The organism is Flavihumibacter sp. UBA7668, from assembly GCF_002483205.1.
In the GTDB taxonomy this organism is placed as follows: Bacteria; Bacteroidota; Bacteroidia; order Chitinophagales; family Chitinophagaceae; genus Flavihumibacter.
In genome coordinates this window covers 299,484-317,920 of record NZ_DLHM01000001.1, presented here as the reverse complement: position 1 = coordinate 317,920, position 18,437 = coordinate 299,484, and the positions used below count along the sequence as shown (strand labels likewise).

Sequence of the window (18,437 nt, the reverse complement as noted above, 5' to 3'; positions counted from 1 at the left end):
AATGGCTTGTAGTTTATAAAATTCATTAACGCTACTTTTGAAATACTGAACCTTGCTTTTATTCATTACAAAACGACTGCCATGTACAAAAAATTACAAAGTCTGACTCCAGACTAATCAGCCATCTCAAGTTGTAGAAAAATTTGATTTTATACCTCCCGGGTAATGAAAGTGTACGCACTTTCTGGTAAATCGTATTGTCTATATTTTAAACTTCTTTAATTCTTTAGTGATGAAACAAACAAGATGGATGATAAAAAACGCTCTTTATTTAATCCGTACTTTTCTGCTTTGGGCGCTATTGCTATCAGCAACCAACGGATTTAGCCAGCAGGCAACTGGCTCCAAAACAATTACAGGAACGGTGAGAGATAAAGCGGGTCCGCTTACCGGGGCATCCGTACAACAAAAAAATACCCAAAACGCAACCTTAACAGATGATAATGGATATTTTTCATTGGTGCTTTCTGACCAAAATGCCGCAGTGATAATAATCAGCATGACTGGTTATGGCACGCAAGAGATTAGTATAAATTCTAATGAGCCTGTTAAGGTGTTAATGGAAACAGCTGCAAGTTCCTTGGGCGAAGTTGTTGTAATTGGATATGGTACGCAGAAAAAATCCGATCTCACCGGATCTGTTTCAACTGTGAAATCAACCAAACTTGCAGACAGAGTTACCTCCAACCCGCTGGATGCCTTATCTGGCCAGGTACCGGGATTAAACATTTACAATAATTCGGGTCGCCCGGGAGGAAAGTTATCTGTGAACCTGCGCGGGTTTAATTCTATCTCTGCATCCAATGCTCCTTTGTTTGTGATTGACGGAATTGTTGGCGCAGATTTTCAGATGCTCAATCCATCAGACATTGAAGCTATTGATGTGCTGAAAGACGCGTCCTCTACTGCCATTTATGGATCCAGAGGTGCCAACGGGGTTATTATTGTAACCACGAAAAAAGCTAAAAATGGTGATTTCAAAGTCCAGTATGACGGTAATTTAAGTGTAAACAAGGTTGCCAGGAAAGTAGATATGCTGGATGCAAATGGTTATGTGGACTGGTTCAAACGTGCCTGGGAATATAATCCGGATCGCGGTCCGGTACCTGATCTTGCAACAGATTATCCTGATCTGTTCAATGCTAATGGTACACCAAAATATAATACCAACTGGCAGGATGCTGCAACAAGAAACTCTTTATCGCACAGGCACTTTGTTTCTATGACACAGGGTACTGCGAAATCTAAAAATGGGTTGTTCCTGGGTTATCAGGATGATCAGGGTATAATCAAGAATACATACTATAAAAAGTTTACAGCCAGATATAACAGTGAAATTAATATCCGTCCCTGGCTTACTGTTGGTGGAGAACTGGGATACAATCAAACCAAGGCAAATGTGGTGGATGATTACCGGGTAGGTGCAGAAAATGTTACGCGCATGATGCTGGAAATGTTACCCATTTTTCCCATTCAGTACCCGGATGGAAGGTATAGTACGCTGAATGATTTTGGGTATGGTTTTAATACAGATGGATCCGCTTTTAAAGCAGGAATTTATGCGGCAGAAAATCCGGTTCGGTTGCTTAATGAAATGCAATGGATTTTTAATACCGATCAGATTCTTGCTAATACATTTGTGAACATTAAGTTGTTAAAGGGGCTTGAATTCAGGTCTACCTATGCCGCTCAGGTTATTAATCGAAAAAACAATCTGTATGTTGGTAAGGATTTATTGGATTTGGGTGCGCCAACACGCGGTGTTGGATCTGTAGGTACAAGCAGAAATATCTATTGGCAAAATGAAAATTACCTTACTTATACTACCAATTTCGGTTTAAATCATAGTCTGAATGCAGTGGCCGGAGCTTCCTGGATGCAGACCTCTGAAGAAAGCGCTGAAGCAAGTGCAACCAATTTCTCTACGGATTATTTTCAATATAATAACCTTTCTTCAGGTTCTGTACGTGGAGTTCCCCAATCCAATTATTATGACTTCAAGCTGAATTCTTATTATGGCCGGTTAAATTATGCGTTTAAAAATAAATATCTCCTGACGTTCACCGGCAGGTATGATGGCTCTTCCAAATTTGGTGGAAACAATAAATATGCATTTTTCCCTTCCGGTGCAGTTGGCTGGATCGTTTCCAGGGAAAAATTCCTGGAAAACAGTTCACTTATTTCTTTTCTTAAACTTAGGGGAAGCTATGGTGTAACGGGTAATTCAGAAATTTCACCTTATGCTTCTTTAGGAACTGTAAGAAATTATGGTATTACGCTAAATGGTCAGATTGTCAATGGTATTGGACCCGGTACAGTGCCCAACAACGATTTGCGCTGGGAACAAACAGCTCAACTGGATATCGGTTTTGACCTTTCTCTCCTGAATAACCGAATTTCATTAACGGCAGATTATTATAGCAAAAAAACGACTGATCTGTTATTAAATGTGCCCATCAGCAATGTAACGGGTTATAGTGCGGTTACAACTAATATTGGAAGTGTTCAAAATCGCGGACTTGAATTTGCGCTTAGTGGTACGGTGATTGACAACAAGAATTTCACCTGGAGTAATACTGTTATTCTTGCAGCAAACCGAAATAAAATCCTTGCACTTGGGTTAACAAATTCTGACATCTTGCCTGGCCCGAATTTTCTGGGTCAAACGAATATACTTCAGGTTGGTCAGCCCGTTGGAAACTTCTGGGGCTTCCAGAGAACAGGAACCTGGAGTGATAAGGAAGTTGACGAAGCAGCCAGATATGGCAAAAAACCGGGTGATATCAAACGACTGGATGTAAATGACGATGGCAGATTCGATAATAGTGATGCTATGGTTCTTGGCAATATGTTTCCAAAGTATGAGCTTACGTTTTCAACTTCTTTCCAATATAAAAACTGGTCACTTACCGCAGATATTCAGGTTCGGCAGGGCAATGAAATCATGAATATCACCACTCTTACGGTGGAAGACAGGCAACATTATGCCAATAGCTACGGAACAATTTTGAAAGATGCCTGGACGCCTCAAAACCAAAATACGTCGGTGCCCAGCCTGCGCCTTGCCAATGCTGATCCATTTGGAACAGATCTTACCTTCTTTATGGATAGCCGATGGGTGGAAGACGGGTCTTTTATCAGAGGTAAGAGCATCAATCTGGCCTATTCATTTCCTGAGTTGAAAGTGAAAGGATTAGGTCTGGCAGGATTAAGAGTTTACGGAAACGTACAGAATTTTTTCATGGCTACAAAATTCAGAGGGTATGATCCGGAGGTTAGCACTTTTGGTGGCTCTTTTGCGCAGGGTATTGAATTTTATTCAACTCCCCGCCCCCGCACCTTCACAATTGGTATTAACGCAACCCTTTAATTAAGCAATTATGAAAAAGTCATCTATATTACTTTTTATAGCAGGAACCTTAAGTTTTAGCTCCTGTACCAAATGGTTGGAAGAAAAACCGCTTTCAGTGGTTACAACCAACCAATACTACGCAACTCCTGAAGATGCGGAAGCTGCAGTGAATGCGATCTATGCATTTATTTACACACCTTATAATAAAACCGGTTATGATGATTTAGCGGCATCCATGCTGGATATAGTATCCGGACAGTATATCAACAAATCTCAATCTTCCATCACCATCGATTTCTACAATCTGCGCTATAATGCCGCAAGTCCTTATTTATCCAGTTGGTGGAACAGTTCGTATACCGGAATTGAAGCAGCCAACCTGGCTATTGCCAATATTCCGGCTATATCCATGGATAATACTGTTAAAAGCCGGTTACTGGGAGAAGCAAATTTTCTACGTGCTTACTTCTACTATAATCTGGTTAATATTTTCGGTGATGTTCCTATGAAATTGACACCAACCAGCACACCATCTGATGGGTTGTTGCCCAAAACTCCGGTTAAGGATATTTATGAGCAGGCAATTATACCCTCCCTACAGGAAGCCGAAGCAGCAAGTTTGCCAGCAGGGCCAGACGGTTCAGGCAGAGTTTCTGTAGGTGCGGTTAAAACGCTGATGGCGAAAGCCTATCTGAGTATGGCAGGTCAGCCGGTTAATCAAACAGACAAATATGCATTAGCCAAACAAAAGGCACAGGAAGTAATCAATAGCGGAACCTTTCGTCTCTTTCAGACGGATGGAAACAGTACCTGGTTCAATAAGCTGAATAATCCTTCCTTTGATAACCAGGCAGAACATATATTCAGCATTAATTATACACAGAGTATTAATGATGCGTCACATCCTGTTTATTTTTTACCAAAGGAGGTAAGTTTCCTGCGGAATAACTATATTCAGTTTGGAGGTTTTTCTCCGAGTGATGCCTTTATTGAGTCCTATGCGTCAACAGACTTAAGGGGAAAATCTAATCAGGGGTTCTATTTTAATAGTATTGAAGTAGATGGGGATACCTATGAATTTCCTTGGGCCATCTATAAGTTTATGGATCCGGCACAACTGGATGTGGCTCCCCAATCGGGCAAAGATTTTCCTTTGCTCCGGTACGCCGAAGTCTTGTTGATTTTTGCCGAAGCACAAAACCTTGCCGATGGAAATCCAAATCAGGATGCATATGCCGCAGTGAATGCCATCCGCTCTCGTGCGGGCCTTGCTCCGGTAAGTGGGTTGTCTTCACAGCAATTTACTGAAGAGGTTTGGAAACAGCGCTATTGGGAATTGAGTGCCGAAACAAAACACTGGTTTGATATGGTTCGAACCGGTAAAGTATGGAACCCGGCAACTGAAACGTTTGTAGATGTTGTTGGTTTTACCCTGCCGAGCGGCGCGGTTTTTTCCACCACAAATCTCCGGTTTCCTATCCCATTGGCTGAAACACAGGTTAATCCATTATTGAAATAATTGTAATAAGCAGAAAATATGGTAGTGAACAAACGAACAGTAAGCAGGATATTAAGTGTAGTGTTATGCATGCTTATCACAGAGGCAACCATCGCTCAGCAGCGATACATAGAGTATCTCAGACCGTTTAAATATGTAAAAGAAGGCGAGGAAATTCTGGCCAATGCAATAATACGGCAGGCTGGCAGCACAGCGGGTATCTCAGTTAGTTATAACAACGAAAAGCTTCCATTTACTATTTCCGATTCCGGCTTACTGGTTCGCTTGCCCTTAATAGGTAATGCGGGTAACATAAAAATTGAGCAAAAGGGAAAAGCTATAGCGGAAGAGCGCTTCACACCAATGATACCTTCAGATTGGGATTATTTTGGTAAAGGCACTATCCATATCATCTCCTCCTCTCATCAGGATATCGCCTGGATGAATACGCCAGATTCCTGTAGAGAAGAAAGAATCCATAAGATCATATTACCCGCCATGGATATTATGGAAAAACAACCGGAGTTTAAGTTTGGTATGGAACAAACTCTCAATTTGCTTGAACTGGTAAATGAAGATGCAGCATATGCGAAAAGGGCGATTAGCAACTACCAGTCTGGTCAGTTTGGTTGGGGAGCAACATTTAACCAGCCTTACGAGGGTATCGAATCAAGCGAGCAACTGGTTAGACAATTGTACCTCGGAAAGAAGTGGATGAAAAAGGAATTCGGCGGTAAAATAGCAGCAGAAACAGCGTTTAATATTGATGTGCCTGCACGAACACCGCAGTTTCCTCAGATACTTGCACGGGCTGGTGTGAAAAATCTGTTTATTAGTCGCTTTAAAGAAGGATTCTTCAACTGGTATAGCCCTGATGGTTCAAAAATATTTACTTATAGTCCGGGTAATTACGGCTGGGCAGTGTTGTTCTTTAAATATTTTGATGAGGATGCGCCTACCGCAATGGACAAACTGCATAAGGTGCTGCAAAACTGGAATGAATATTATAGAAGTAGGAATATTCCACCACATTACGCCGTGGTATTGAGTAATGATGCAGCCGGACCCGTATTTTATGAAGAGGTACTGCGCGACTGGAACAAAATTGTAGCACTGTCTGGCAAAGCAATTCCGGTTTTAAAATATAGTACCGCTGATGAGTTCTTAAGCACGGTAAATGTACCCTCGGCAAGGTTTGATTCCATTTCTGGTGAGCGTCCGGATCTTTGGCTTTATATACACGGCCCTGCACACTACGAAGCCATTCAGGCAAAAAGACAGTCGGCGGTGCATCTGCCTGCAGCCGAAACATTTGCCACCATTGATGGTCTGTTGAGTAATGATTTAAGTAGGTATCCGCAGAAAGTATTTGATTCCGCCTGGTACTATTCTATTTATCCCGATCATGGTTGGGGTGGTAAGAATGGAGACATTACTGACAGTATATTTCGGGCTTACCTCGAACGCGGAAACCATCTGGCGGTAAATGAGCTGAAAAAATCACTAAGTTCAATAGCAGCTGAAATCAATACTAAATCAAATAAATCTGTTGCCGTTTTTAACGACGTATCCTGGAAACGGAATGGGTTGGCTTATTTCCCCGTTTCTTCAGCACAGCAGGAATCTGTAATTAAAACTGCTGAAGGAAAAACGGTAGCTACGCAGTTTATCAAAAAAGAGGGTAAACAATACCTCGCAATAGATGCTAAGGAAATTCCATCAATTGGATATTCCACCATGTCTATGGAAGCCACAAAACGTGCTGCAAAAGAATTTGTGCCGGTTCTTTCCAACAAAAAGGAGAACTCGTTTTATATCGTTGAACTCGGTTCGGGAGGTATTAAACGCCTTTACGACAAGGGTCTTAAGCAGGAACTGATCAATGACACCAAATTTTCTGGTGGAGATATATTGGATCTGGGTTATGACGGGTTAGATGCCGGAGAGTTCACGATTCTGACGCCGCCCAATATGCGCGATTACGATAAATTTAGCAATCACGTGGTAAACTGGAAGCTGGTACAGGATGGCGAGCTGCTGTCGGTTTTCGAAGCAACCTATAAAATGAATGAGGTAGATTATATACAGCGCATTTATGTGTATAATACCATCAAAAAAATAGACATTGAAATTGATTTGTTAAACTGGAAAGGAGTAAAGAACAGACAACTGACCTTTGCAATGCCCCTATTGGCGCCCAAGGCTACAATTGACTACGATATTCCCATGGGCATGGCTAGAGTTGAGCACTCCGAATTGCAGATGCGGCCGCAGGGTTGGGCCTGGGGTGGAACCTATTGGCAGAAGCCGGAAGAAATTCATCCACGCGAATCGCAAAATTTTGTAACCGCCTCAACTGCTAAATTTGGTTTAACCATGTCATCTCAATTGGCTGTTTTTGACTGGATTGATCCAACCAGGGAAGCGGTTTCCTATCCTGTATTGCAATATGTTTTACTTACCTCACAGAAAAGCTGTCATGGCGAAGGACCCTGGTATTATCAAAAAGGTCGTCACCTCTTCAGATTTTCAATAACATCTCACGAGCCAGGTTGGGAGAACGGTTATCAGTTTGGATTTGAAAGCAATCATCCTTTGTATGCGGTAGGTGTTAATCAGCAGAAAAAAGGGCGTTTGCCTCAGGTTCACTCCTTCTTCGGAACAACAGATCCTTTTGCAAAAATTACTGCTGTAAAAAAATCTGACGATACAGATGATGTTATCTTAAGAATTGTTAACATGAAAGAGAAGCCGCTGAACATTCAGTTTCAGCATGCCTGGAAAGCGGAAGCTGTTAGTACCACCAATCTTATTGAGGAAGAACTTGAAAAGCTGCCGGCACAAGGTTCTGGGTTTCCACTTAGCATCCCTAAACAAGCCATACAAACGTACAGTTTACGTTACCCTTTAAAGCAACAGAAATGAAAATGAGCGGCTCTGTTTATCTGGTTCTTATCTGTCTAACGGCAGGTTTAGGGGGCTTCCTGTTTGGATTTGATACTGCCGTAATTTCAGGGGGCATTAATTTTCTTAGAGAGCAATTTCATCTCAGTGCAGCCATGGAAGGATGGCTGATGAGTTCAGCACTGCTTGGTTGTATGGGCGGCGCAGCAATTGCCGGCTGGCTGGCAGATCGATATGGAAGAAAAAAACTGTTGTATTTATCTTCCTGGCTATTTATTGTATCTGCCATTTATTGTGCACTGGCAAACACCCCGTTCCATTTGGTGTGGGCTAGAATAATTGGTGGCGTTGGGGTTGGTTTTGCCGCAATGGTAGCTCCGATGTTTATATCTGAAATGGCTCCTGCTCATTTGAGGGGTCGATTAGTTTCCCTGTATCAATTGTCAATAACATTGGGCATTTTGTGTTCCTATTTATCGAATGCCTGGTTGTTGAAAATTTCTACGGGTGAACCGTTCAATAACTGGATGGATTTATATTTTATTGATGAAGTATGGAGGGCAATGCTTGGATCTAACATGGTTCCTGCAATCCTGTTTTTTCTTTTTCTATTGCTGGTTCCCGAAAGTCCGCGTTGGCTATTTTCAAAAGACCAACCCGCGGAAGCATTGAAAATTCTAACAAGAATTAACGGGATACAAAAAGCACAGGAAGAAGCTTCTGCAATCAGTGAATCTGTTAGTAAGAAAGAAGGAACCTTGCGCGAGTTATTTTCTCCCCGTTACAGACTAGCTCTTGTAATTGGTATAGTTTTACCATTTTTAAGTCAGTTGGCCGGCATCACTACGGTTATGTATTATGCTCCTGCAATTTTTGAGAAAGCCGGATTTCAAACCGATTCTGCCATGGGTACCGCTGCTGTGATAGGCTTTTTTAATATGATTTTTACGGTAGTGGCTATCTGGAAAATCGACATTTGGGGAAGAAAGCCATTGCTGATTGCGGGTTTCTCGGGCTTAAGCATTTCTTTATTCTTAATAGGGTATTTTTTCATGAACAATCAGAGCGAATATCTGCTGGTTGCAGGCTTCATCTTTTATATTGCGGTTTTTGCAGCGTCACTGGGCCCCGGGGTTTGGGTAGTAATAGCTGAAATATATCCTACAGCAGTGCGTGGACGCGCCATGTCTATTGCCACCCTTTCTCTTTTCTTTGGGTCCACTTTTGTAACGCAAACCTATCCGGTATTGCGAGACGCTATAGGAATAGGTCCAACATTTATGCTATATGGGTTGATCATGATTCCGTCGGTACTTTTTGTAATAAAATATATCCCCGAAACAAAAGGCAAAACCCTGGAAGAAATAGAACAAACCTGGAAGCAGGTTGAACCTGCAAAGCCGTTGCATCTCAAGTCATAGAAAGAAGTGTTATGTCATCATCTACCCAATTGAAAGGAATTACATGGGATCACCCGCGAGGGTACCAGCCGCTTGAAGCCATAAGTGATCAGTATCAAAAACTGACCGGAATTAAGGTAACATGGAGCAGACGGAGTTTGAAAGAATTTGGTGATACGCCGGTAGAAGAACTGGCTGCCAGATTTGATTTAATAGTGCTGGACCATCCTTATATGGGGCAGGCACACAGCAATAAGCTTCTGGTAAATTTGACAGATCACCTTGAGCCATCGTTTCTACAGGAGCAGGAGCGTTTAAGTGTGGGCCCCTCTTTTGCAAGCTACCGGTATAATGGAAACCTATACGCTTTACCTGTTGATGCTGCAGCAATGGTTGCAGCTTACAATAAGGGAGCATTTGAAAATGCGACATTTGGTTTTCCTACTAAACTAGAGAACCTTCAGGAATTCTCAGAACGACTTCCGGTTGGCAAAAAAATAGCGATTGCATTATGTCCAACCGATTGCTGGTGCGTGTTCTTAACGTTATGTGCGCAGGATTCTAATGGGGAAGTTTTTTCATCCAAAGGAGTTCGAACTGAGCCTGCAACCAAAGCACTCTTGATGCTCAAAGAATGGCAATCTTTTTTACATCCCGCTTCCTGCGAAATGAATGCTATTCAGTTACTGGACCATATGAGTACAACAGAGGAGATCGTTTATACACCATTTGTGTTTGGCTACACAAATTATGCACGCACGGGATTCAGAAAGCTGTTGCTGCACTTTGATAATGTTCCCAAGTTACAGGGCTCACGGTACTCGTCTGTTTTAGGCGGCGCAGGTATTGCGGTTTCCGGTCAGTCGACCCGTACAACGGAGGCAATCGCATTTCTTAAGTACTTGCTGAATCCTCCGGTTTACAAAAGCCATTATGTAAAAAATGGCGGACAGTCGGCACATGTTACCGATTGGGTAAATGAATCGGCAAATTTTCTCTGCCATGGATTTTTCATTAATACTATTAAAACCCTGCAACAGGCTTACCTGAGGCCCAGAGTACCGGGTTTTAATGTATTCCAGGAGAAAGCAGCTGATATCGTTTTTGAACACATTACGTCAAGCAGATCAATTGCCTCAACAATTGAGTCTATAAACAAATTGTATAATGAACACTGCCATCAGGAAACTCACCTGCATTGAGATTCAACGGGATGACACCCGACTGGCCCGGATCTTTTTTAACAGACCAGAACAGTACAATGCCATGAGCACCCTTCTTATGAAGGAATTCATTTCGATTCTGGAAGAGTTGGTGGCAGATGAATTTTTATGCCTGCTGATTCTGGAAGGTCGCGGAAAGGCATTTATGTCTGGCGCCGATATCAAGGAATATGAAAAATTTAGCGCTGCAGATTTTTTAGATTTTCAACAACAAAGCGCCCGAATTTATGAGTTAATAGAAACAGCACCTTTCCCGGTGATCGCTGCCATCAACGGCTATGCAGTTGGGGGCGGCTGGGAAATTGCCCTCGCCTGTGATATCCGAATTGCAAAAGACACCGCAAAAATGGGACTTCCTGAAGCGAAGCTTGGGTTAATACCGGGCGGTGGGGGTACCCAACGGCTCACACAACTGGCCGGTTTAAGTGTGGCTAAGGAAATGCTATTACTGGGACGATTATACAATGCATCGGAAATGTACAACCGCCATTTAATTACAGAAGTTATAGTGGCTGATAACTGGGAAGAACGAAAACAGGATTTGATTGATGAACTACTGAAAATTCCAAAACAATCACACAGGAAATTAAAAGAGCTAACCAGTCCGCATCTCTCTAACGTAAGGTTTAGTGACCGGCTGAACATGGAATCAGCTTCCGTTAACGAGTTGTTCAGTTCTCCCGTTGCCGCGGAAATGATTAAATCCTTCACCCAAAAAAAATAAGATGGAGCAGAAGAAAACAGGACCATTGGCGGGTGTGAAAGTAGCTGATTTCACCCAACTGGCACAGGGCCCCTGGGCAACCCAGATGTTAGGCGATTTAGGTGCAGATATCATCAAAATAGAACCTCCCAAAGGCGACTGGATGAGGCATTATGCGTATGGCAATCATTATCCAGGCGGACAAAGCATATCCTTTCTGAGTTTCAATCGTAACAAGAGAAGTATTTGCCTTGATCTAAAAACGGATGAAGGCATTCGAACTGCTAAGGATCTGATAGCGGATTCAACGATTTTAATAGAGAATTTCAGGCCCGGTGTTATGGACAGACTAGGTATTGGATATGAGGCAATGAAGTTGATAAATCCCGGTTTAATTTATTGCTCCAGTTCGGGGTATGGGGGAGATGGACCGTATAAAGACAGACCGGGACAGGATTTACTGGCACAGGCCATTTCAGGCACGCCATTTTTGAATGGAAGGGATGGTGACCTGCCCGTTGTAACGGCAGTTGGGCAAGCTGATCTTTTGACAGCGCTGTTTATCGTACAGGCCGTATTAGCTGCGCTTCATCACAGATCTACTACCGGACAGGGTCAGTACATACAAGCTTGCCTGTTAAACTCTGTCATTTCTTTTCATACCCAGGAAATAACCAGTTTTTTGTCGATGGGTACCCTGCCCAAAAGAAGCCAGGCTGGCATTCCGAATCCATGGTTGGGGGCACCTTATGGAATTTACAATACAAAGGATAGTTATTTGGCAATTGGTATGAACTCAGTTCGAAAGCTTGGCCAGTTGATGAATATACCTGAGTTAGATACTGAAACTTACACAACCAATAATAAGATAGAATATCGCGACGAGGTGTTTAATTTATTGCAGCAAACGCTTTTGGACAAAACCACGCAGGAATGGTTGGATATTTTATTGCCCGCTGATATCTGGTGTTCGCATGTAAATCAATTGGATGGCATGGTGAATGATCCGCAAATTGTACATAACCAGATGATCATAGATTTTGAACATCCGGAAGCGGGCACCGTACAAACTACCGGCTTTCCGGTTCGATTCAGTGAAACGCCGTGCAAATTTTATTCAGCTCCTCCTTTGTTAGGGCAACATACCGATGAAATATTACGAGAAATCAAACTGAAAAAATCTGTATGAAAAACAAAATTGATCTGAACAATAAACGAGTACTTATTACAGGGGCCGGAATGGGTATTGGCGCTGCTATTGCAGAAGCAATGGCCAGTTCTGGTGCCAATATTTGTTTAAATGTTCCGCACATAAATGCAGCCGCTGAGGAGTTTAAGGAATACTTGAAAGACACCTACCAGATAGACGCAATTTTGATTAAGGCAGATATAAGCATACCCGCAGAAGTGGACCATTTATTTCAGGAGTTGGCAAACCGATGGGGTGGTTTAGATATACTGGTTAATAATGCCGGAGTTGAATCGGTAGCTGACTGCCTTGAACTGCCGTTGGAAGAATGGGATCGAATTTTTTCGGTAAATCTGAGAGGCGCGTTTTATGTAGCTCAGCTGGCCGGCAGAATGATGAAAACCCAACAGCAGGGCTGCATTCTGAATATCAGTTCTATCCATGATAAAGTGGCACGTAAGGGATTGATTCATTATTGCAGTTCCAAAGCAGGTCTGAATATGCTAACCAAATGTATGGCTTTGGAGTTAGCGGCAGATGGTGTGCGAGTGATTGCTGTGTCGCCGGGAGCCATTGAAACGGATATGAATAAAGACGAGATTGAAAAATTTGGCAGACATCGGTTTAATGAATGGATTCCGTTAGCACGGGTGGGGAAAACAGAAGAGGTTGCCTGGACCTGCGCCTTCCTTGCGAGCGATTTAGCCTCTTATATTACTGGTACTGAAATCTACATTGATGGAGGTTACAAAGAGAGTACTATTCAATATGATCCCAGAAAATGACGAATATGCAAACGCTGATAGAAACATATTATACCAATGAACAGGGTTATCATCCTTTTTTTATTAAAGATCACTGGCAGGTAGCGCAATTGAATTACCTGCCTGAACACAGCTACGACAATATTAGCCGATTGGATCTGCATGAACAAACCGATGAAATATTTGTGCTTACGAAAGGTCAGGCAATACTTATTGCAGCTTCAATTGAAACTGATCGTATCACGTACGAATGTGTACATATGAAAATTGGTGTAACCTACAATATTCCTCCTATGGTTTGGCACAACATTGCCATGCAAGAGGACGCTGAAATGATTATTGTTGAAAAAAATAATACACACCTGGGTGATTTTATTTACCATCCGTTAAATGATGAACAGCGAAATGAGCTTCGCGAATGCATATACCAGTGCCAGAATATTATAAACTAAAAACCTAATAATATGACAAATAAAAGCCAATCCATGGGGGGCGTAAGTTGGTCAACCGATGAGGAGTTATACAGCCTGATGGAAACTGAATTGTATACGCCGGTCCTTGGCGATATCCTGGATGAACTGGGATGCTACCACCAGTTTTTGCCACAGCCGATTCAACCCGCTTCTCTGCAGGATAAAGTGATAGGCAGGGCTATGCCCGTGCTGATGATTGATGTTTTTGGTCCGCAGAAAAAGCCTTTTGGTAAACTCACAGAAGCTTTGGATCAGCTGGAAAAAGGAGAAATTTATATAACCACAGGTGGCACCATGCGTTGTGCCTATTGGGGAGAAATTTTGACGGCTACAGCAAGAGTTCGCGGCGCAAGAGGTGCTGTGGTGGATGGTTATTTTCGCGACACTCCTAAAGTACTTGAACAAAACTGGCCGGTATTCAGCAGGGGGCGGTACGCGCAGGATTCCTCTGTTCGCACACAGGTGGCAGATTACAGATGTACGATTGAAATTGGCGGCGTTTGGATAAACCCCGGTGATTTGATTTTTGGAGATATGGACGGCGTGTTGATTATTCCAAGCAAACATGAACGGGAAGTAATTGAACGTGCGCTTTTGAAAGCCCGCGGCGAAAAACTGGTAAGAAAAGAGATTGAGAATGGTATGTCAAGTACAGACGCATTTGCTAAATATGGTATACTTTAAATATTATAAGAATGAAACTTGGCCTTGGCTTATACAGTCACATGTTGAATAAAACGCATTTTGATTTTGCCAAACAATGTGGTTGCACGCATATTGTGGTTCATCTTGTAGACTATTTTTATAGAGGTAATCAGGAAAGCAAAAACAACCAGCCTATTGGCGATAACAGTGGTTGGGGAATTGCCGGCAACACCGCTGCTTCCTGGGAATATGAAGCACTCATCGAACGAAAAAAACAAATTGAAGACGCCGGTTTGGTTTGGGAGGCGATAGAAAATTTTGATCCCGCCCATTGGCATGATATCCTTCTGGACGGACCAAAGAAAAAGCAACAGATAGAATTGTTAAAGAAGCACATCCGAAATGTAGGCAAAGCGGGCATTCCGATCATTGGATACAATTTTAGTTTGGCGGGTGTATCGAGCAGAATAACCGGACCATTTGCGCGTGGAGGTGCCATTTCTGTAGGGATGGATGCCGTTGACGAACGATCAATTCCTAACGGTATGGTTTGGAACATGGTGTATGATCAGGATGCAGAGCCTGGTACTTTACCTGCCATAACGCATGACCTTTTATGGGATAGGGTTGCCTTTTTTTTAGAAGAATTGTTGCCGGTTGCAGAGGAGGCGGGTGTGCAGTTGGCGGCTCATCCAGATGATCCTCCGGTGCCGTATGTAAGAAATACGCCCCGGTTGGTTTACCAGCCAGCCATGTACCAGCGGTTGCTTGATATAAGTTCCAGTCCGTCCAATAAACTGGAATTTTGCCTGGGGTCAATTGCAGAAATGACAGAGGGTGATGTGTATGAAGCAACCAGGCAGTACGCAGAGCGTATCAGTTATATCCATTTCAGAAATGTAAAAGGGAAAGCGCCGAATTATAAAGAAGTGTTTGTAGACGAGGGAGATATCGATATGATCAAAATTATCCGGATCTTACGGGAGAAAAATTTTCAGGGAGTGCTTATTCCCGATCATACACCACAAATGGCTGGAGAAGGCGGCTGGTATGCAGGAATGGCATATGCACTTGGCTACATGAAGGCAGCTTTACTCTGCACATAAATTATTCCATATGTTGTTCGTTACGGGGTCATACACAGAGGAAAACTCACCTGCGAAAAAAGCAATAGGCGAAGGGCTTAACTTGTATATTTTTTTTCCTGAACCGCCATTTTTAAGGTTGGTACAACAGGTTTATTTACGTAATCCCAGCTATCCGGTATGGATAAAGGAGCACAAACAGTTGATTGTTGCCGAAGAAGTGATGAGCGGAGAGAAGCCAATCCTGGCATCTTACCTGCTAAACCAGGAGGAGTTGGTGTTTCGCGAGCAATTGGTTCTGCCCGGTTCATCACCCTGCCATACAGCGCTGGTGGGAGATGATTTGGTAGTGGCCAATTATAGTAGCAGTGATGTAAGCATAGTTGATTTTAATGATGGAACATTTTCGGGTAAGGATGTTATCACGTATACCCATGACGGAAAGGGCTTTAATCCGGATCGCCAGGAGGCGGCACACCCGCACATGATTTATACAATTGACGAAAATTCGTTTTGGGTACCCGATTTGGGCATGGATTGCATTTTTACCTATGAGCGTGATGAACAATTGCAACGCTTTGAGAGGAAGGTTACTAAAACAATTCAGTTGCCTCCCGGAACCGGACCCCGTCATCTGCTGAGTCTGCAGCAACATACTTACCTGGTTGTGCTTGGAGAATTGAGAGGCGAACTATTCCTTTACAAAAAGCAAGGGTATTCATACAAGCGTATGCATAGTCTTTTACTGCTTAAGGAGGATTCTGCAAGTGCCGCTGCTATCATAACCAACCCTTCTGAAACGTTCATTTACGTGAGTGAGCGAGACAGTAACAGTATTTATCAGATTGAAATAAAAGACGACCAGCTTAGGCCTGTTAATACTATTCATTGTAAAGGTGAAACGCCCAGAGATATTTCGATTGACCCATCGGAAAACTGGTTATTGGCTGCCAATCAGGACAGTAATACAATAACTGTGTTCTCAATCAGACAATCTGATGGCCATTTGTTTTTTGAACATACAATTGCTGTTGGGAGCCCGGTATGCATTACCTGGCTGTATTCATAATATTCCAGGCAAAACATTGCCATTATCAAAATAAGCTGATTAGGAATTCAGACTTTCACTGTTCCTTAAATAATCAAGCTTCATTAAAAACATAGAAGCCATTTTACCACCCCGCCATTTTGCTTCATCAGCAACCTGGCCGTAAAAATGTTCATCAATGGTGTTATGCCAGATGTAAAGCCATCTGTCAAAGTGTTCCTGTTGAATGGGTAATTTGGCATGCGGAGGAAAAGGACTTCCATAATAAGTGTGTTCGTCTAAAAGTACCGTCTGCCAGAAGGTATACATTTTGTTCAGATGTTGCGGCCATCTGTTCTGTATGACAGTATTAAATATGGTACCCAGCAATTGATCTTCCCTGATTTTTCCATAAAATGAATTAACCAGTAGTTTTATATCTTCTATCGATGTAATATCTCCTTTCAAGCTCATTGATGATAATTAAACAATTGAATAATACATGAACATATAATACATAGCCCAACCCGAAAATCCGATAATAATGATCCATACCCACCAGGGTATGCTTTGCGGAGTTTCACTGCCAGATATCAGGAATCCTTTTTGATCTCCCTTCCCGTAAGCGTTAATCATAATGGGGATAACACCATCTACAATCGCATTTTCCCGGATACCTTCTATGTCAATTGCCGGACCATTCCGTACAACAAATGGGATCTTTCGAATACCCTCTTTTCCTGTAGGGTCTTTGCTAATAATCCGCAGAATATGTTCGCCATCGGTTAGCTTACGCGTATCCAGTTCAAAACTTACGGGAGACAATACCTTCGCAATGGGCTTTGAATCGTTGTCAATAAAAATGAAAATGGTGCTTTTGTCACTCATTTTATTCAATATTTAAAATGGTTCTTTTGATATGATGTGCTGATTTTTCTCCAGGGCGTACCATCCATTTTAAGGATAAGTAAAAGGAGATCAGGGCTATTGCAATCATGCTTATAATAATGACATAGTCCCAGTTGGAAGAAGGCCCCTGGCCATGGGTAATTCCTTTTAGTATTTCGGGTTTATTTCGCTCACAAACCGGACAGGAGAAGGAGTAACTGCATTGAACAAGCATTGCCATGAATAGTAGGATCTTTTTCATTGTGCTGTTGTTTTTAATTTCAGCAAGTCCATGATTTTTTTTATTTCATCCGGAGTTACTTTTTTCCCATCATTTCCCCAACTCGTACGCTCATAATTTATTATTGCAGCTACTTCTTTTTCAGTCCATTCCAGGTTTGTCCCGATGGGTGACATGATACCAAATTCCGGCCTCGCATCATAACCATTCATTATGATGTCTACATATAATTCTAGGTTATTACTCATTACAACGGGACTTCCTTTTAAAGCTGGAAATGCACCGGGTAATCCTTCACCATTCTCCTGGTGACAGCTTTGACAGCTCGCCGTATAGAGTGCTTTTCCATCCAGTTCAGGTTGCTGACCCTGATTATTATCGGCTTGTTTTATTGCTTTCTTATAAAGAAATTCCGGGATCGGGTTGCCTTCCGGTAGTTTGGTCTGCTTTAAGGATTGCAGGTATGCCAGCAGATAAAGCGCCTCTTTGGTTGCAACCAGTTTACCTTCCTTACTTTTAAGATAAGCTGCCGGTACATTTACTACAACATCTGAATCGGATGGGGCTGATTTTATTGTAAATAACCAGGGATAGGCAGGCATTATTGATTCTTTGACTACAATACGCGGATTATAGAGATGAACGAGATTCCACTCTTTTCCCGGTTGCCTTGTTCCGATATCTGTAAGGTCCGGACCAGTTCGTTCCGTTCCCATTAGAGTTGCTGTATTGCGCCATAGGTCTGTTCGATGGATGGCGGCATAATCTGCTGCGATGCTCGGCCTGCTTCCCCAGATTTTATCCATATCTACATTTCGCACTTGTTGGGTATGACAGGCGACGCACCCATTTGAAATATAAATTGCTTTTCCTTTCATTTCAGCTTCTGTAAGCATTTTAGCATTTGGAAGCGGGCGGTTTCGCTGCTGGTTATTAATCGCGGGCAGGATCGCAACAAATAGTGTTAATAGCAGGAATAATAATGTGGCTGTAGTAAAAAGCTTTTTATGATTGTCAAAAAGTTCCATGGTTGTGCTAATATGAA

Annotated in this window: 16 protein-coding genes; 12 read left to right on the top strand and 4 right to left on the bottom strand. The window is 42.4% G+C overall.

Going from position 1 to position 18,437, the window contains the following annotated elements; genetic code table 11:
* Positions 1 to 232 precede the first annotated feature (232 nt).
* Genes B2746_RS01385 through B2746_RS01330 form a run of 12 tightly spaced genes read left to right on the top strand, consistent with a single transcriptional unit; the run spans position 233 to position 16,305 of the window.
* Positions 233 to 3,370, top strand: a complete 3,138-nt coding sequence (locus B2746_RS01385; RefSeq protein ID WP_290790115.1) for a SusC/RagA family TonB-linked outer membrane protein — start codon at positions 233 to 235, stop codon at positions 3,368 to 3,370.
* Positions 3,371 to 3,380: 10 nt separating this feature from the next.
* The gene (locus B2746_RS01380) at positions 3,381 to 4,871 is read left to right on the top strand and encodes a RagB/SusD family nutrient uptake outer membrane protein (RefSeq protein WP_290790112.1); all 1,491 of its coding nucleotides are present in this window, start codon (positions 3,381 to 3,383) and stop codon (positions 4,869 to 4,871) included.
* 24 nt (positions 4,872 to 4,895) lie between these two features.
* Positions 4,896 to 7,775, top strand: a complete 2,880-nt coding sequence (locus B2746_RS01375) for a glycosyl hydrolase-related protein (protein ID WP_290790109.1) — start codon at positions 4,896 to 4,898, stop codon at positions 7,773 to 7,775.
* Positions 7,772 to 9,175: a sugar porter family MFS transporter gene (locus B2746_RS01370; protein WP_290790107.1), complete on the top strand. Its 1,404-nt coding sequence runs from the start codon at positions 7,772 to 7,774 to the stop codon at positions 9,173 to 9,175. The genes B2746_RS01375 and B2746_RS01370 overlap by 4 nt, the downstream gene beginning before the upstream one ends.
* A gap of 11 nt (positions 9,176 to 9,186) precedes the next feature.
* Positions 9,187 to 10,356 (top strand): ABC transporter substrate-binding protein, encoded by a 1,170-nt coding sequence (locus B2746_RS01365; protein ID WP_290790104.1) that lies wholly within the window; start codon positions 9,187 to 9,189, stop codon positions 10,354 to 10,356.
* The gene (locus B2746_RS01360; protein WP_290790102.1) at positions 10,322 to 11,101 is read left to right on the top strand and encodes an enoyl-CoA hydratase/isomerase family protein; all 780 of its coding nucleotides are present in this window, start codon (positions 10,322 to 10,324) and stop codon (positions 11,099 to 11,101) included. The genes B2746_RS01365 and B2746_RS01360 overlap by 35 nt, the downstream gene beginning before the upstream one ends.
* A gap of 1 nt (position 11,102) precedes the next feature.
* Complete coding sequence (locus B2746_RS01355) at positions 11,103 to 12,269, top strand: CaiB/BaiF CoA transferase family protein (RefSeq protein ID WP_290790099.1); 1,167 nt, start codon at positions 11,103 to 11,105, stop codon at positions 12,267 to 12,269.
* A complete protein-coding gene (locus B2746_RS01350; RefSeq protein ID WP_290790095.1) occupies positions 12,266 to 13,054 on the top strand; it encodes an SDR family NAD(P)-dependent oxidoreductase in 789 nt (262 codons plus the stop codon). Before B2746_RS01355 ends, B2746_RS01350 begins: the two co-directional genes overlap by 4 nt.
* 5 nt (positions 13,055 to 13,059) lie before the next feature.
* Positions 13,060 to 13,485 (top strand): hypothetical protein, encoded by a 426-nt coding sequence (locus tag B2746_RS01345; protein ID WP_290790093.1) that lies wholly within the window; start codon positions 13,060 to 13,062, stop codon positions 13,483 to 13,485.
* A gap of 12 nt (positions 13,486 to 13,497) precedes the next feature.
* The gene (locus tag B2746_RS01340; protein ID WP_290790090.1) at positions 13,498 to 14,190 is read left to right on the top strand and encodes an RraA family protein; all 693 of its coding nucleotides are present in this window, start codon (positions 13,498 to 13,500) and stop codon (positions 14,188 to 14,190) included.
* Positions 14,191 to 14,201: 11 nt separating this feature from the next.
* Positions 14,202 to 15,257: a mannonate dehydratase gene (locus B2746_RS01335; protein ID WP_290790088.1), complete on the top strand. Its 1,056-nt coding sequence runs from the start codon at positions 14,202 to 14,204 to the stop codon at positions 15,255 to 15,257.
* 10 nt (positions 15,258 to 15,267) lie between these two features.
* The gene (locus B2746_RS01330) at positions 15,268 to 16,305 is read left to right on the top strand and encodes a lactonase family protein (RefSeq protein WP_290790086.1); all 1,038 of its coding nucleotides are present in this window, start codon (positions 15,268 to 15,270) and stop codon (positions 16,303 to 16,305) included.
* Between the two features lie 39 nt (positions 16,306 to 16,344).
* Here B2746_RS01330 and B2746_RS01325 read toward each other — a convergent pair whose 3' ends face one another.
* From B2746_RS01325 to B2746_RS01310, 4 genes are read right to left on the bottom strand one after another with little or no spacing between them, the layout of a single operon-like run.
* The gene (locus tag B2746_RS01325) at positions 16,345 to 16,737 is read right to left on the bottom strand and encodes a group III truncated hemoglobin (RefSeq protein ID WP_290790083.1); all 393 of its coding nucleotides are present in this window, start codon (positions 16,735 to 16,737) and stop codon (positions 16,345 to 16,347) included.
* A 9-nt stretch (positions 16,738 to 16,746) separates the two neighbouring features.
* Entirely contained in the window at positions 16,747 to 17,151 is a 405-nt protein-coding gene (locus B2746_RS01320; RefSeq protein WP_290790081.1) for a cytochrome C, read from the bottom strand.
* Between the two features lies 1 nt (position 17,152).
* Positions 17,153 to 17,413: a hypothetical protein gene (locus B2746_RS01315; RefSeq protein ID WP_290790078.1), complete on the bottom strand. Its 261-nt coding sequence runs from the start codon at positions 17,411 to 17,413 to the stop codon at positions 17,153 to 17,155.
* Entirely contained in the window at positions 17,410 to 18,420 is a 1,011-nt protein-coding gene (locus tag B2746_RS01310) for a cytochrome c (RefSeq protein WP_290790075.1), read from the bottom strand. Before B2746_RS01310 ends, B2746_RS01315 begins: the two co-directional genes overlap by 4 nt.
* Positions 18,421 to 18,437: the final 17 nt, after the last annotated feature.